We start from the raw sequence: 14,557 nt of genomic DNA on the forward strand, positions 1-14,557 counted from the left end.
TTAACTTCGCTTTAGTGCTCTTGACCGTTCTTTTAAAGCCTGATAGCCCATTTCCCAGGTGAATGAAAACAAGTGGAATCCCTCCAAATTGAGTACATCATTGTCCAAATCTTCCATTACTCGATTCAGTACATTGAGCATGGCTTCTCGTTTTAAATCCAGCCCTGCTAGGTCTTTTGTTTCTTGCAAATCATTGACAATGGCCATTACCTCCTTGGCATATTGATCTGCGGTATTCTTCTGCCGTTCAATCCGATTGGTGTACCAGCCCAAGGCACCAGAAATAAGGGGCAAAAGGATCGAGATCAAAATGCCAAACAGCTCGATATTTTCGCTGAAAAAATTAGGCTTTTCCCGATCATAAAATGCTTGAGCGCCGGGATGAAGTGGGATAAAGGTGCCTTGCCTTCCATCAGGCTGGGTGATTGAACCGCTTAGGTGTTGGTATTCCATTCCCAGCGCTTTGATCAGGTCATTGCGGCGCTCAAATAACAATTGGGTAAGCAGGCGCACAGCTTCCTTATCGGTTTGATCTCTAGCCACCAAAAGACGAGGCACTGCAATTGTATGGGTTATTTCCCCTGGAATATAGGGGCTGCCTCCATACGCACCGCGAGGGATGACGCCTGCGGCTAAGGAAGGTCGATCAATTCGAAAAGCATCAATGTCTTCAATGGGTACCAGTTTGGCTTTTCCTGAACGCAGCAAACCTTGCACAAAATGATTGCCAAGTGCTCTTACCGCAAAGGTTGCATCCAACGAGTCTAACATCATCCCTTGCTCAATTTCCTGATTGGACAAATGAAAGGCCTGGATGTCCGATTCTTGAATACCATAATAGTGGGCCAAAGCCCAGAAAGAACTGTACTGCCCACTTCCTTTTTCAGGCAAAGCAATTTTTTTGCCTTTGAGGTCGCGCATATGCTGAATACCACTGTTGTTGCGCACCACCAATTGAAACAAATCTGCATACAGAATAGCAACAATACCACCATTGTCAGGAAAATGTTCTACATCGGCCTGAAGCAAGGCAAAGTCAGCACTTTTGCGGCTAATTGAGTCAGAATTGGCCTCCGACCCAGGCGTTTCAATGATGTCGAACCTTTTGATTTTGTAGGAATAATGTTCTCGCAATACCACTTTAATGGCTTGTGCAAAATGGTAACCTTCCCCATCTTTACGACCAGCACAAATGTTGAGGTTGACCTGGCGGTAAAGTTTGAAATAAAAAGAGAGGGCAAACGAGGCCAGAAGAATCAACATGGAGACACTGGCAAAAATGAGGAGCCGTTTTAGGAGTTGAGGATGCATGGTTGAGCGTTTGCCCACAAATAAATTCGTGGGTTGGGGGTCATTTGCTGAGTTCTTCAAAGGGGATGTCCGTAATGTCAAAGCGTTGAAAGCCAATGAAATCGTAGTGCCACCACTCGTATTTGTAAATGGCGAAACCATGTTTGGTCATCACTTCGCGCAATATTGCCCGGTTTTTGCGTTCTTCTGCTGTGCCTCCTGCATAATCGTGGAAAGAACGTTCAGTGGTTTCGTCGTAGCCGGAGGGCATGGGCAGTTCTTTGCCCGTTTTAAGATTGATCAGGGTCAGGTCGATGGCACAACCCCGATTGTGTCTTGAACCATGCCAAGGTGCAGCCACAAAGGTGGTATCCCGAATGGCGGCGTAGAATAGGCAAGTGACGGCATAGGGGCGATAGCCATCAAAAACCTTGATGCCCAAACCCTGGGTATTGAGTTCGGCCTGGATTTTTTGCAAGGCTTCAACTACTGGCTTACGCGCAAAAGCCCGGGCCTGTTTGTACACCCGCTGGTGCACCAGGTTGTCTTTGGTGGCGTATTTGATGTCGAGTTTCACGGAGGGAATGGCTTTGATGATTTCGACCAATTCATTCTCGGGATTTTCTACTACTTTTTGGCGATAACCCTCCAGGGTATTGACTACTTTTAGCCCACAAGACTGCCCCCGTAGCCCCACAAAACTTGTCAATACTAAAATCAACGGTAATAGCTTTTGCATAATGGTAGTGTTTGAGTAAGCTCTTTGTAAAAATGTTGGATAAAAATAACATTCCATGGAACGATTATTAAAATTCGTGGCACTTTTCGCCGTTTTTTTGCCCATTTGCCTCGGAGCACAACCTTTCAAATTTGCCCACATCAGCGATACGCATATCGGTAGCGGCGCAACTGCCGCCGAAGACCTGGAGCGTACGGTACGCGACATCAATGCTCAAGCTGATATTGCATTTGTCATTCATTCAGGGGACGTTACCGAATTTGGGTCGGATGTGGAACTAAAACAGGCCAAAAACATCCTTAGCCAGCTCAACAAACCCTTGTACATCGTACCTGGCAACCACGATACCAAGTGGTCCGAAAGTGGTTGCAATAGTTTCCGTGCCATTTTTGGCGCCGATCGATTCGTTTTTGACCATGCCGGGTATCGCTTCATTGGATGCAGCAGTGGCCCCAATATGCGCATGGCCCCAGGTTTGGTGCCTCGGGAGGATCTGGTTTGGCTGGATTCCATCCTTACCGCAACTCCAGCTACACAGCCCATCGTTTTTGTCAACCATTACCCCCTGGATGAAGGTTTGGCCAATTGGTACCAAGTGCTGGAAAAATTGAAAAAACGCAATACCCAACTAGCCCTCTGTGGGCATGGCCACCGCAACAAATTCCTGGACGCAGCCGGTATTCCCAACGTGATGGGGCGTTCCAATTTGCGTGCCAAGGAGCCCGTGGGCGGGTATAACCTGGTCAATGTCCAGTTTGACACCCTGTATTATGCCGAACGCCGCCCGCTGCGTGCACAGGCACCAGAGGGCATTCAAGTGGTGGAAGCAGAAGGCGAAACCTTGCCCGTGTGGCATAAAGTTTTTCTCTACAAACACCGCTACGAAAACACCGACCAGCCTCAGCCTGATTTTTCCGTCAACGAAAAGTTTTTCCAGGTCAAAACCATTTGGAAATTTCAAGACAAAAGCGACGTGGGTGCAGGCATTGTAGCCAATGCCGAACTCGCCGTTTATCCCAATAGTGCTGGCCAAATTGTAGCCCTGGATGTAAAAACGGGTAAAAAGTTGTGGCACTACACTACCCGAGGTAAAATATTCTCCACCCCCGCCCTTGCAACTGATCGGGTGGTGGTCGCTTCCACCGATAGCAATGTTTATTGTTTGAACCTCAAAACAGGTAAACTCCTTTGGAAAACCAAGACCGGAAAATCGATCGTCGCTTCACCTTTAATTGATGGCGAACTGGTGTACTTGGGAAGCTCCGAAGGCAAGTTTCGGGCACTGAACCTGAAAGACGGTAGCTCCCGTTGGACTTTTAATGGGGTGGTCGATTTTGTGGAAAGTACCCCATGTGTGGATGCCGACCGGGTTTACTTCGGCGATTGGGGCACCTTCTTTTATGCTTTGGACAAAAAAACGGGCAAATTCCTCTGGCGTTGGAGCAATGGGCAAAGTTCCCGCTTGTATTCCCCTGCCGCCTGCCTCCCGGTTGTAGCGGCTGGCAAGGTGTTTATCGCCGCGCCCGATCGCTATTTTACGGCACTGGATGCCGCTACAGGTAAAGAAGTGTGGCGGAGTAATTATGCCAAAGGCCGTGAATCAATCGGCATCTCCAGCGACCGCCAGGAACTGTACAGCAAAACCATGCAAGACTCGCTAGTCGTTTTTAACCTGAAGGGAGAGAAAGCCTGGAGCCTCAACCTGAAATTTGGCTATGAAATTGGCCCTTCACCCACCGTGGAAAAAGATGGCAAAATTTACATTGCCAGCGATAAAGGTGTGATTTATGTGGTGGATCGTGAAAAACGGCAACTACTCTGGGCGCATAAATTGTCGAATGCCCTGGTCAACAATGTTGTCCCACTTGGCAATGGGGAGATTCTGACCACCACGATGGATGGTTGGGTCGCAAGACTCAAAGAGTAACGAGTTAGAAGTAACAATTCCGATGCATAAGCCCTAATTGCTGAGGTGCCTCTTCGGTGCCTTTGGTTTCTTAGGTGGTAAAAATAAGTCCCTTCTACGAAGGAACGTTTCTCTTTTTCACCACCTAAGAAACCAAAGGCACCGAAGAGGCACCTCAGCTTAAAACTTTACGGTGCCGGATCCGGTATGGCCGCATGCACCGCTTCAATCTCACTCAACACCTCCGCTGACAAATTCACCTCAATACTGTCAATGTTTTCCTTCAACTGCTCCATAGTCGTTGCCCCAATGATGTTGCTGGTCAAAAAAGGGCGACTGTTGACAAAACCCAGCGCCAACTGTGTCAAACTGAGCCCATGTTTTTCAGCAATCTGCAAATACTTTTCCACGGCCTCCAAACACTGCGGGCTATTGTAGCGGGTATATTGCTTGAAGAGATTGATTCGCGCCTTGCTCAAATCCTCACCGGGCCGATTGAACTTGCCCGACAAACGGCCAAAACCCAGGGGCGAATAAGCCAATAAGCCCACTTTTTCTCGAATCGCCATTTCGGCCAAACCGACTTCAAACAAACGGTTCAGCAAATTGTAAGGGTTTTGAATGCTCACAACCCGTGGTAAATCGTGCCGCTCTGATTCCTGCAAAAAGCGCATCAGCCCCCAGGGTACTTCGTTGGAAAGCCCGATGTGGCGAATTTTCCCCGCTTTGACCAGTTCGTTCAAGGCATGTAATACTTCGTTGAAATTGTCAACCCAGGGATCCTGGGGGTCGTAAACAAAGCCCCGTTTGCCAAACATGTTCATTTTGCGCTCCGGCCAGTGCAGTTGGTAGAGGTCGATGTAATCGGTTTGTAGGCGCTGCAAACTGCCCTCCAAAGCGGCATTGATTTGTGCTGCCGAAAAGTTAAAGGGGCCGCGGTCCAACTGATATAGGCTAAATGGGCCCGTCACTTTAGAAGCAAGGATAATTTTATCCCGATTGCCCGTTTTTTTGAACCAGCTACCAATGATACGTTCGGTGCTGCCCTGGGTTTCCTTGCGGGCAGGAACGGAATACATTTCGGCAGTATCAAAAAAATTGATGCCACGTTCCAGGGCATAATCCATTTGGGCATGGCCTTCGGCTTCGGTGTTTTGTTCTCCAAATGTCATGGTGCCCAGGCAGATGGCACTTACCTGGAGTTCAGTTTTTCCCAGTTGTCGGTATTGCATAATTAGGTGTTGTGAATGGTTTTGGCGTAAATTTAGGCTTGAAAAGCCCTATTCAAACGCGGTGATAAGAAAAAAGGATTAACTTAGAACATCTTTTTTCGTAAAGACACCTATTAAAGCGTCCGATTCACTGACCAACACCTAAACCTATGTCCAACCAATTGAGCTGCGTTACCTGCGGGCAACTCATTCTTGCCGAGAATGTCAATTTGCAAAACATGGTGGCCAAATGCCGCAATTGCAATGCTGTTTTTTCTTTTGTGCCAGCGAATGCAGATTCCTCTAAATCAAGTATATTAGAGACCGTTCAGGCATTAATGAAGGAAGCCAATCGAGGGGAAGGTGGTACCTTACAAAGGCCCAGTGATGGCCGAAAAATAGAAATGCCCAGAGGAGTGATCACCGAACGCGATTTTGGCGAGTTGCGCTTCATCATTCCCTGGCGTAATACCCGGCGTTGGGGTTTCTTTTTGTTATTTACTATTGTGTGGAATGCCATCCTAACGCCCTTTGTTGTGGTAGGCGTCGCTACTGGTGAATGGATTATTTTATTGGTTACTAGCCTTCACCTCATTGTAGGAGTTTCTTTTTTATTGTACACACTCGGTTTGTTGTTCAACAAAACCAGTATCGTGGTCACCAGCCAAGGGGTTGACATCAAAAATGGCCCAATTCCCATTCCTTTTAACCCCAATCGCTTCATGGCAGTAAGGGATATTGAGCAGTTGTTTGTCGAGGAATATGTACCTAGTAAAACAAATGGTCAACCCGATTACACCTATGCCGTCACGGCTCTAACCACCAGTGCGGAGCGTCAACGTTTGGTTGGCGGCTTTTCTCAGTCAGGGCATGCATTGTATCTGGAACAGGAGATTGAGACTTTTTTAGGCATCGAAAATCGAGCTGTACCCCATTAATTCAAATTTATGCCTGCTAACATACATCAACAAGTGCTGGATCTACCCGTGCCTGAAGACCTGGAAATCAAGCGGACTGAAGATTCTTTGGAATTCACTTTGCCATTTACCAATGAATCAAAGTTTTGGATTTGGTTTGCTGCACTTTTTTGGGCAGGAGGAGTATTGATAATCTATATTTTTGCAATTGCCGAGCAGGAAGAGTACGTATTTATTGGTGGATTCTTTCATTTGTTAATTGGTGTTTTTTTAGTTATAAAGGCCTTGGCCTCATCTTACAATACGGTTAAAATCACGGTTACTCGAACAACAATTGAGAAGCACGAAGGTCCAGTATTTGTCCCTTTTCGCCGCATGCACTATTCCAAAAGCTGGGCAGACGTGAAAAAAATTTACGTGGATACCATTATTGTTGATAGATACACCTACGACCGGCTGAATTTGAAGACACATTACGAAACGGATCGCATGTTGGTAATGTGGAGTTATGGGGGTTACCTCAAAGTAGTCATGAGGGAAATCAAAAGTTTCCTCTCTGAAATTGAATAAACCTTTAGTCGATATCCAAGAGGGAATTGTCGAAGCAATTGTTGGAATCCCCTTGCTTTTCCATTATATTTAGCCTGTCTTTCCCAAAAATTTAACCAACTCAAAAATCCAAATTGCTATGGGATTTTTTAATGAAATCAAAAAAGTGTTGTTTGGCGCACAGTCTTTAGGTAAATCGGCTGCCAATAAGGCCGTTGAAACCGCTAAAGAAGCTGGACAAGAAATAAAAGAGCGTTCGGGGGAATTCGTCCATAAAGCAGAAGATTTCTTCAGCGATGCACTGGATAAAGTAGAAGACCTGGGGGCTAAAGTGATCGACAAGGCCCAGGACGTGATGGGCACCAAAAAGGAACCGGAAACGCCACCGGTAGCTTCCACTCCGCCGCCAACTTCCTCTCCAATGGAAAGCGTCAATGACCTTTTTGAAGAAACCCAAAAACAAACGACGCCACCACCACCGCCACCTCCCGTGACCAATCCGATTGTGGAAGATCGCCCACTCAATTTCGATACCTTGGACAGCGCAGATTCAAGCATTCCTCGGGAAAAAACAACGGCTGAAAAAATTGGTGCCAAAGTACTGGATACCACCATTGAAGCTGGTAAAAAAGTAGAAGAAGTGGCTGCCAAAGCAGGTGAAAAACTGCTAGACGTGGGCAGTTCCGTTTTTGAAACGATGAAAGGAGTAGCTGGAACAGTAGGAGAGAAGGTGATGGAAAAGGGCGGTGAAGTGTGGGAAAAGGTGAAAGAAATGCAAGGCGAGGTTATCACTAGAACCGATGAACTTTACGAAAAAGCCAAAAAAGAAGCCTCCTCGGAAAAAAACCAAAACTCCATGGACGACCTCATCCAAAAGGCCAAAGAAATGGGCGATAAAATTGAGGAGAAGGCCCAAGACAAAGACCGCACCTTCATGGATGTGATGGACGATGCCAAAAAGAACGACCTCGGCAAACACGATGACTTCTTTGACAAAGCCAAGCGTTGGGCCGATGGCGACAGTGGGGCGTTCTCAAGCGAAACCAAGATCAGCAAAGACCCAGATTTTCAATCTACCAAAGGGAACAAAACCCACGGATTCGAAGATGGCGACAAAGATGGCAATGATCTGATTGATGATGCCATTATTGATGACGCAAAATGATGTGTAGGGGCGCCCCTATGTGGGTGCCCATATTTGCGCCCCCATGTGGGTGCCCATTCGCCGTATCAAGGGCGCCCACATAGGGGCGCCCCAACAAACAACCCATGCCTTCCAACCCACTTTCCTGGCAACTCCAACACTCCGAGCCAGGCCCCGATCTAAAACTCTTCCAGGCGCGTTTCGACCACCTGACCAACCCGCGCAATGGCATCACCCAACGGATGATCATCCTCAACTCGCCGGATGCTGCGAATGTGGTTGCTATCACGCCCAATCAAGAGCTGATTCTGGCCCGTCAATACCGGGTGGGCATCGGTTTTGAAACCCTGGAACTACCGGGAGGAATAGTCGACCCTGGTGAAGAACACCATTTTGCTGCTCAGCGCGAACTGCGCGAGGAAACGGGTTATGCCAGCCAAAATTGGACCTTTTTGGGCAGTATTCCTTCCAATCCCGTCTTTATGGATTCCTACATCCACCACTGGTTGGCCACCGATTGTGAACCCAATCATGCCATCGATTTGGATACCGGTGAGGCAGTCGATCTTGAATTGATGCCCCTTGAAGAAGCCTTTCAGTGCTGGAAATCAGGCTTTTTTCAACATCCTCACACCGTTAACGGACTATTGTTGTATTTTCGCGACAGGTTTTAGTAGTTCAGAGAGCTTGTTTAAGTTTTTGGGATCGGGCTGCAAACGGCCCATTTTTGACCAAATTTCGTTCCGAAAATGCTCATTTAGCGCTGCTAAACTCCGCTTTTCGTGCCTCATTTGGTCAAAAATGGCCTCGTTTTCGCCTTCACCCCAAAAACTTAAACAAGTTCTAAGGCAGCGAATTAGACCATTGTCGGCTCTATTCAATAAGACCTGTTAAACTTGTGACGGAAAAAGAAATCATCGAAGGTTGTTTGCGGCAAAAACGAGAATGCCAACAGGAACTTTTCAAGCGTTACGCTGGAAAGATGTTGTCGGTATGTATGCGGTATGCCCGCCATCACATGGAAGCGGAAGATGTTCTTCAAGACGCTTTCATCAAAATCTTCGATCATTTGCATCAGTTTCAGAACAAAGGCTCCTTTGAGGGCTGGATCCGCCGTGTGGTGGTGAACACTGCACTGAAAACCTTTGACCGCAAAAGTTTTACACATGAGCAATACGGCCTGGAAATAAGGGAGGATTTTTCCGCCGCCGAACCCAGTGTTTTTTCCCAGCTCAGTGAAGCAGAACTCTTGGGGCTGATTGCCCGCCTACCCGAAGGCTACCGCATCGTGTTCAACCTGTACGCCATTGAAGGCTACAGTCACGCCGAGATTGCGGACACCTTGGGCGTTCAAGAGAGTACTTCCCGGTCACAATTGGTGAAAGCCCGCAAGATGCTGCAGGCAATGGTCATGAATTTAGAGCATGTTTAATCAAGGTTAAACTGCTCCTACAAAAAGTTACGGTATGAGTGAGCACAATCCATTGGATGATCTTTTTCGGGACAAGTTGTACCACCACAGCATGGAAACCCCTATGCACTTGTGGGCCGCACTGGACGCCCGGAAAACCGCTCAAGATAAAGAAGCCCAACGTCGCCGCCTGGCCTGGTTTCTGACTGCGGCTATCCTATTGCTTAGTTTGACTGGGGCCATCTGGATGTGGGCGGAGCAAATGAACAATCAACCAGAACAGGTCAAACCGCTTAAACAGGCTCAGTCGGATACGCCGATTGTGGCTATAGATCCTGCGGCGAAAGCTGAACCAGGGCTACTCCAATCTGCCTCAAATAGTGAGGAACAAAGGATGGAAGAAAAATTCCAGGAACAAAGTTTTGGCAATTATAAAACTGCGGTATTGATGCCCAATCTGGACAGCCGGGCCGCCGCGCAACTCAACAAGGCATCCAAAGGAAACGAGCAGGCTGCTGCAAGTGCTAGTCCTCCAAATCGGCTTTTGGATGGGACAGTTCAGGAAGAAACGCCACTTAATACTTCGGCTGCGCAAAATTTGAATACCGCTGCTTCTGCTCAACTACCTGGGGAAGCAGAAGCAATAAATACAACTTCATTAGCAACGGAAGAATCGGGGAAAATAGAAAACTTCAATCTTCTGGATTTACGCAATTCCAATTTGGACTACCAGACCGAACTTGGCCTGGATGGTACCAAACCATTGTACCTACCCAGAACCCGCGGCTGGCGGGTGTACGGCGAGTTAATGGCGGGTATGGATGTGCCTACCCGTAGTTTGCAGGCTCGTGAACCGGAATTTGAACTGTACCGCCAAGCGCGGGAACAAAGTGAAGCGGTGCAAAATGGCTACCGAGCCGCGCTGCGTTTTTCGATGATTTCCATTGATGGCATCGCGGTGCGCAGTGGCTTGAGCTACAACAACCACCGCGAAACGTTTACTTACCAACAGCAAGCACAACAGAATAGCTTTCAAACCATTGATATCCCCGTTGTGGTAGGTTACGAGCGCAACAACTTGGGCAAGTTTACCCTTTCGGCCAATGCTGGGGTGTATCTGAACATGACCTTCAATCAAAAGGGCAATTTTTTGTCGCCCGACTTAAATAGAGTACTGGATTTTTCCAGCAAAACGCCGGATGCTTATCCGGCTTTCCGCAATAGTTTAGGCCTAGCTTTTTACGGAAGTATCGCCGCGAGTTACCCCATCACCCCACGCTTGCGGCTGGTGCTGGAGCCTTATGTATTGCGCCATTCCGGTTCGTTTACGGCTAATGATTACGCCATTGATCAGCGTTACCAAAACTGGGGCATCCAGCTTGGCCTGCGCAAAAAGATCAACAAGTACATTTATTTTGCTAAACCTTAAAAAATAATGGATCGGCGGGCAGCACATTTTAAGTATGCCGGGTCTTACTTTTGAAATGACCAGAAACCCACGATTCTTCGTGGTCTCACGAACCTGCTCGTGAGTTTGTATTGATCTGACACCGAGATTTTTCTTCAACATGCAGCGGGCCGCCGATCTAGGGAACTGGATCGGCGGCCTTTTTTTATTGCAAAATCAAATCTCCTCCCAAAACATCTCAATCTGCCGTCTCTGCAAATTCGTGCTCACGATCCGCACCTGAATCTCTTGACCCATTGTGAACTCCTTTTTGCTATGCACCCCTCGAATCCTAAGACGGCCAGGGTCAATTTCAAAAGGTTCGTTCATGGTTTCGAAGCTCACCATTCCTTCGCAGCGGTTGCCGCGTAGTTCGACGAAAATGCCTCGGTCGCCAATGCCAGAGATGAAGCCAGGGAAAACTTCGCCCAAGTGTTTGGACATGAATTCAACCTGTTTGTACTTGATCGATTCCCGTTCGGCGTCGGCGGCGCGGCGTTCCTGTTTGGACACGTGTTGGCACATTTCCTCCAGTTTTTCCTTGTTGACCCGGTGAGTGGCCTTCAGGTTTTGGAACAAAATGCGGTGCGCCAGCACATCCGAGTAGCGGCGGATTGGTGAAGTGAAGTGGCTGTAAAAATCAAAAGCCAGGCCGTAGTGCCCAATGTTGTCGCTCGAATAGGCCGCTTTGGCCATGGTGCGGATGGCAATGGGCCCGAGGATGCTCAAGGCTTCGTTTTCTTCGGCCAGTTCGGCCAGCTTATTAAAGGAGCGGGCGATGTCTTTGGGCGTAGCCACGTTCATCTCCACACCCATTTGGCGGGCAAAACGGGCGAGTTCTTCCACCTTGTCCAGGTTAGGCTCGTCGTGTACGCGGTAAATGAAGGGGATTTCAGCTTCCTCTTTGGTGCCTTTTTCGGAAACATAAGTGGCTACCTCGCGGTTGGCCAGCAGCATGAAGTCTTCGATCAACATGTGCGCGTCCTTGCGCTCCTTGGTGAACACCTCGATGGGTACACCCGCGTCATCCAGGCGGAAGCGGACTTCTTCCGATTCAAAATTAATGGCCCCTTTTTTGAAGCGCTCTTTGCGGAGTTTGTGCGCGATTTTGTTGAGCACTTTCAATTCTTGGGCAAAGTCACCTTCCACCGTGTCCAGCACTTCTTGCGCTTCTTCGTAGGAAAAGCGACGGTTGGAGTGAATGACCGTTTTGCCAAACCAGCGCTCCACAATTTTTTCATCCTTGTCAAAGGTGAATACGGCGGAAAAGGTCAACTTATCCTCGTGTGGGCGCAGGGAGCAAAGCTCGTTGGACAACTTTTCGGGCAACATCGGGCAAACGCGGTCGACCAGATACACCGAAGTAGAACGGGCCAGCGCTTCTTTGTCCAAAGCCGTGTTTTCATGCACGTAGTGCGTCACATCAGCAATGTGAACCCCAATTTCCAAGTTGCCATTGGGCAGGTAGAGGAAGGAGAGTGCATCGTCAAAGTCGCGGGCGTTTTCAGGGTCGATGGTGAAAGTGGGCGTTTTACGCATGTCGCGGCGAATGGCGATTTCCACTTCCGGGATTTCGGTGCCCAGTTCTTCTGATTCCTTGATGACTTCGGGTGGAAAATCCAGATTGAAGCCATTGTTGATCAGGATGCCTTTCATCTCGATGTCGTGCGATCCCGCTTTGCCCAGTACATAAGTCAATACCCCCATGGGTTGGCGGTATTGTCCGCCAGTCCAACTTTCAATTTTGACCACTACACGGTCTTCATCTACGGCATTCATGATCTTGGCGGGATCAACAAGAATCTCTAAGGAAGAAGGTGGATCGGTGACCACTACGGCGTAACGGGGGTGAATCCAGATGGTACCGACAAAATGCTCGCGGGCGCGTTCCAAAACTTCCAAAACCTCACCTTCTGGGCGGTTGCGACCTCGGGGTACCCAGGCTTTGATTTTGACCTTGTCGCCATGCAGGGCGGTGTTCATGTTTTTGGCTGCTACAAAAATATCGTCTTGTTGGCCTTCTACCGTCACATAGCCAGCGCCGGAGCGGGTCATGTCCATGGTGCCATTCAGCACTTTGCGATCCTGACCCAGCAGGGCCCCGCTGGTGCCGCGTAGTTTGTATTTGAAGTCTTCTAACTCAATGATGTAGCCGAGTTTGACCAATTCCTGACAAGCATGAAGAACGGAATCCTTATTGTTGTCGATGCTGAGTTTTTTGGCAATTTGCTTGGGGTTCAAGCGTCTTTTCGGGTCTTTTTGAAAGAGGAGCAATACGTTTTTTTGCAGGTCTTTAGTAGTCAATCTACGAATGTCTTCTTTCCCTCTTTTAGGGTTTCTTTTTCTCATTTGGTTAATGGGTTATAATCTGCCCTTCCGGCAGCAATTCTAGTTTTTGAGTGCGGGTACCGGAAGCGTCGTAGTTGGTGTCGGATGAAGATTGTCCAGACACCATTAAAATCGTCCAATCTTCGTCAATTGTAGCCACGGTAGTTGTCAACGTTTTGCCGTCGTAGAAAGTTCCCGCGATGACTTGTTTGTCAATGAGCTGGCCTTCCTTACCAACGGTTAGCATCACGAATTGATAGTTCATCAAATGGGCAACCCAATACACTACGGCATGAAAGTCGTAGGTTTCCGGGATGCGAAAACAAGGAACAAATTCGGTGAACTCATCCACTTCCTCTTCTTCCAGGGGGAGTAGGTACTGGTCGATCATGCGTTGAGGAAAAGGCTCATTGCTTTGACTGAATATGCGACTGCTTTCATCCGTCAAAGTGATGGGCAATTTTACTTCTGGAAACTGTTCCAGAAAACCTGCAAGCGATATGTTTATTTCTTCTGCCATGTTAAAAAACGCGAATTGATGCCACAAAAGTCCAAAAAATCAATTAAACATTTTGATTACGTGGCTATTATTTAGACTCGTTCAAAATTAAAGCCAATGGGGTAACTTGCGTCACACACTTTTGTGCATCTAGCCTCAAATATATAGCTTTGTAGATGTTTTAGGGGCGATAAAAAATGAACATTTATTTTGCCCCACTACTTATCGGCACAACACTTGAAAAACTTCAATGGTTGTGGCCGGCACAAAAATACACAAAACACAAAACGAAAACACATGAGTTGGCTGACAAACACGCTTTCACCAGTAGGACTGGGCTGGTTTGGCGGGTTCCTGACTTCCTCCATTGGTAAAAAAGTACTGATGGCGCTGACAGGGCTTTTCCTGATCTCTTTTTTACCGATTCACTTGTTAGGTAATTTATACTTGATGAAAGATGATGGTGGACGTGATTTTAATCTGTATGCGGAGTTTATGACGCACAACAAAATCATCAAAATAGTCTCTTACACCCTTTACCTGTCGATTGTACTGCATGCGATTCAGGGGCTGCTCTTGTGGAGACAAAACGCCAGCGCACGTGGGCAAAATTATGCGGTGAAGGTTACCCGTGCAGTAGGCACCAATGCTCGTGCTGCCACCCGTATGGGTTGGTTGGGTACAATTCTGCTGATTTTCATCTTGTTGCACATGTACCAGTTTTGGTTACAGATGAAGTTGGGCAATGTTCCAAGAGCAGCTTATGGAAATGGAGAAATAGTGAAGGATTTGTACAATCCAGTCATGGATGCCTTTGCCAATCCAACTTTCGTAATCATTTATGTGGTTTCCATGATTGCCATAGCATTCCACCTTTGGCATGGTTTCCAAAGTGCCTTCCAGACGCTTGGATTGAATCACAGCAAATATACGCCCCTCATCAAGGCATTGGGTAAGGCGTATTCAGTGTTGATTCCTGCAGGTTTTGCGCTCATTCCAATATATGTTTATGGAGACACCATGGGATGGTGGTAGGGACAACCCTGTGTGGTTGTCCGCATAAAAAGAGGAACCACACAGAGTTGCCCGTACGAATGCCCGAATTTCAGAAAATTG

The 14,557-nt window shown here is 47.7% G+C and carries 13 protein-coding genes; 8 read left to right on the forward strand and 5 right to left on the reverse strand.

Features of this window, described 5'->3' with window-relative positions:
• Positions 1 to 1,311 carry a TAXI family TRAP transporter solute-binding subunit gene (locus ACEW9O_RS00925; RefSeq protein WP_373548234.1) on the reverse strand — a complete coding sequence of 437 codons (1,311 nt, stop codon included), beginning with the start codon at positions 1,309 to 1,311 and terminating at the stop codon, positions 1 to 3.
• A gap of 40 nt (positions 1,312 to 1,351) precedes the next feature.
• Positions 1,352 to 2,029 (reverse strand): M15 family metallopeptidase, encoded by a 678-nt coding sequence (locus ACEW9O_RS00930; protein WP_373548235.1) that lies wholly within the window; start codon positions 2,027 to 2,029, stop codon positions 1,352 to 1,354.
• Positions 2,030 to 2,084: 55 nt separating this feature from the next.
• Between ACEW9O_RS00930 and ACEW9O_RS00935 the strand changes: the two genes are divergently transcribed.
• Complete coding sequence (locus tag ACEW9O_RS00935) at positions 2,085 to 3,956, forward strand: PQQ-binding-like beta-propeller repeat protein (protein WP_373548236.1); 1,872 nt, start codon at positions 2,085 to 2,087, stop codon at positions 3,954 to 3,956.
• Between the two features lie 167 nt (positions 3,957 to 4,123).
• Here the strand turns inward: ACEW9O_RS00935 and ACEW9O_RS00940 are convergent, their stop codons facing one another.
• A complete protein-coding gene (locus tag ACEW9O_RS00940; RefSeq protein ID WP_373548237.1) occupies positions 4,124 to 5,167 on the reverse strand; it encodes an NADP(H)-dependent aldo-keto reductase in 1,044 nt (347 codons plus the stop codon).
• A gap of 149 nt (positions 5,168 to 5,316) precedes the next feature.
• On the opposite strand from ACEW9O_RS00940, the gene ACEW9O_RS00945 reads away from it, so the two are divergent.
• The 6 genes from ACEW9O_RS00945 (at position 5,317) to ACEW9O_RS00970 (ending at position 10,596) form a co-directional block, all read left to right on the forward strand.
• Complete coding sequence (locus ACEW9O_RS00945) at positions 5,317 to 6,084, forward strand: hypothetical protein (RefSeq protein WP_373548238.1); 768 nt, start codon at positions 5,317 to 5,319, stop codon at positions 6,082 to 6,084.
• 9 nt (positions 6,085 to 6,093) lie between these two features.
• Entirely contained in the window at positions 6,094 to 6,633 is a 540-nt protein-coding gene (locus ACEW9O_RS00950; protein WP_373548239.1) for a hypothetical protein, read from the forward strand.
• 118 nt (positions 6,634 to 6,751) lie between these two features.
• Complete coding sequence (locus ACEW9O_RS00955) at positions 6,752 to 7,777, forward strand: hypothetical protein (protein ID WP_373548240.1); 1,026 nt, start codon at positions 6,752 to 6,754, stop codon at positions 7,775 to 7,777.
• 104 nt (positions 7,778 to 7,881) lie between these two features.
• Entirely contained in the window at positions 7,882 to 8,430 is a 549-nt protein-coding gene (locus ACEW9O_RS00960) for an NUDIX hydrolase (protein ID WP_373548241.1), read from the forward strand.
• A gap of 224 nt (positions 8,431 to 8,654) precedes the next feature.
• Positions 8,655 to 9,188, forward strand: a complete 534-nt coding sequence (locus tag ACEW9O_RS00965; protein WP_373548242.1) for an RNA polymerase sigma factor — start codon at positions 8,655 to 8,657, stop codon at positions 9,186 to 9,188.
• Positions 9,189 to 9,222: 34 nt separating this feature from the next.
• Positions 9,223 to 10,596, forward strand: a complete 1,374-nt coding sequence (locus ACEW9O_RS00970) for a hypothetical protein (RefSeq protein ID WP_373548243.1) — start codon at positions 9,223 to 9,225, stop codon at positions 10,594 to 10,596.
• A 195-nt stretch (positions 10,597 to 10,791) separates the two neighbouring features.
• Here ACEW9O_RS00970 and rnr read toward each other — a convergent pair whose 3' ends face one another.
• The gene (rnr, locus tag ACEW9O_RS00975; protein ID WP_373548244.1) at positions 10,792 to 12,963 is read right to left on the reverse strand and encodes a ribonuclease R; all 2,172 of its coding nucleotides are present in this window, start codon (positions 12,961 to 12,963) and stop codon (positions 10,792 to 10,794) included.
• Positions 12,964 to 12,967: 4 nt separating this feature from the next.
• Positions 12,968 to 13,462 carry a hypothetical protein gene (locus ACEW9O_RS00980; protein ID WP_373548245.1) on the reverse strand — a complete coding sequence of 165 codons (495 nt, stop codon included), beginning with the start codon at positions 13,460 to 13,462 and terminating at the stop codon, positions 12,968 to 12,970.
• Between the two features lie 276 nt (positions 13,463 to 13,738).
• On the opposite strand from ACEW9O_RS00980, the gene ACEW9O_RS00985 reads away from it, so the two are divergent.
• Positions 13,739 to 14,476: a succinate dehydrogenase cytochrome b subunit gene (locus ACEW9O_RS00985; RefSeq protein WP_373548246.1), complete on the forward strand. Its 738-nt coding sequence runs from the start codon at positions 13,739 to 13,741 to the stop codon at positions 14,474 to 14,476.
• The last annotated feature ends 81 nt before the right edge of the window (positions 14,477 to 14,557 follow it).

This window comes from Haliscomenobacter sp., from assembly GCF_041740695.1.
Lineage (GTDB): Bacteria > Bacteroidota > Bacteroidia > Chitinophagales > Saprospiraceae > Haliscomenobacter.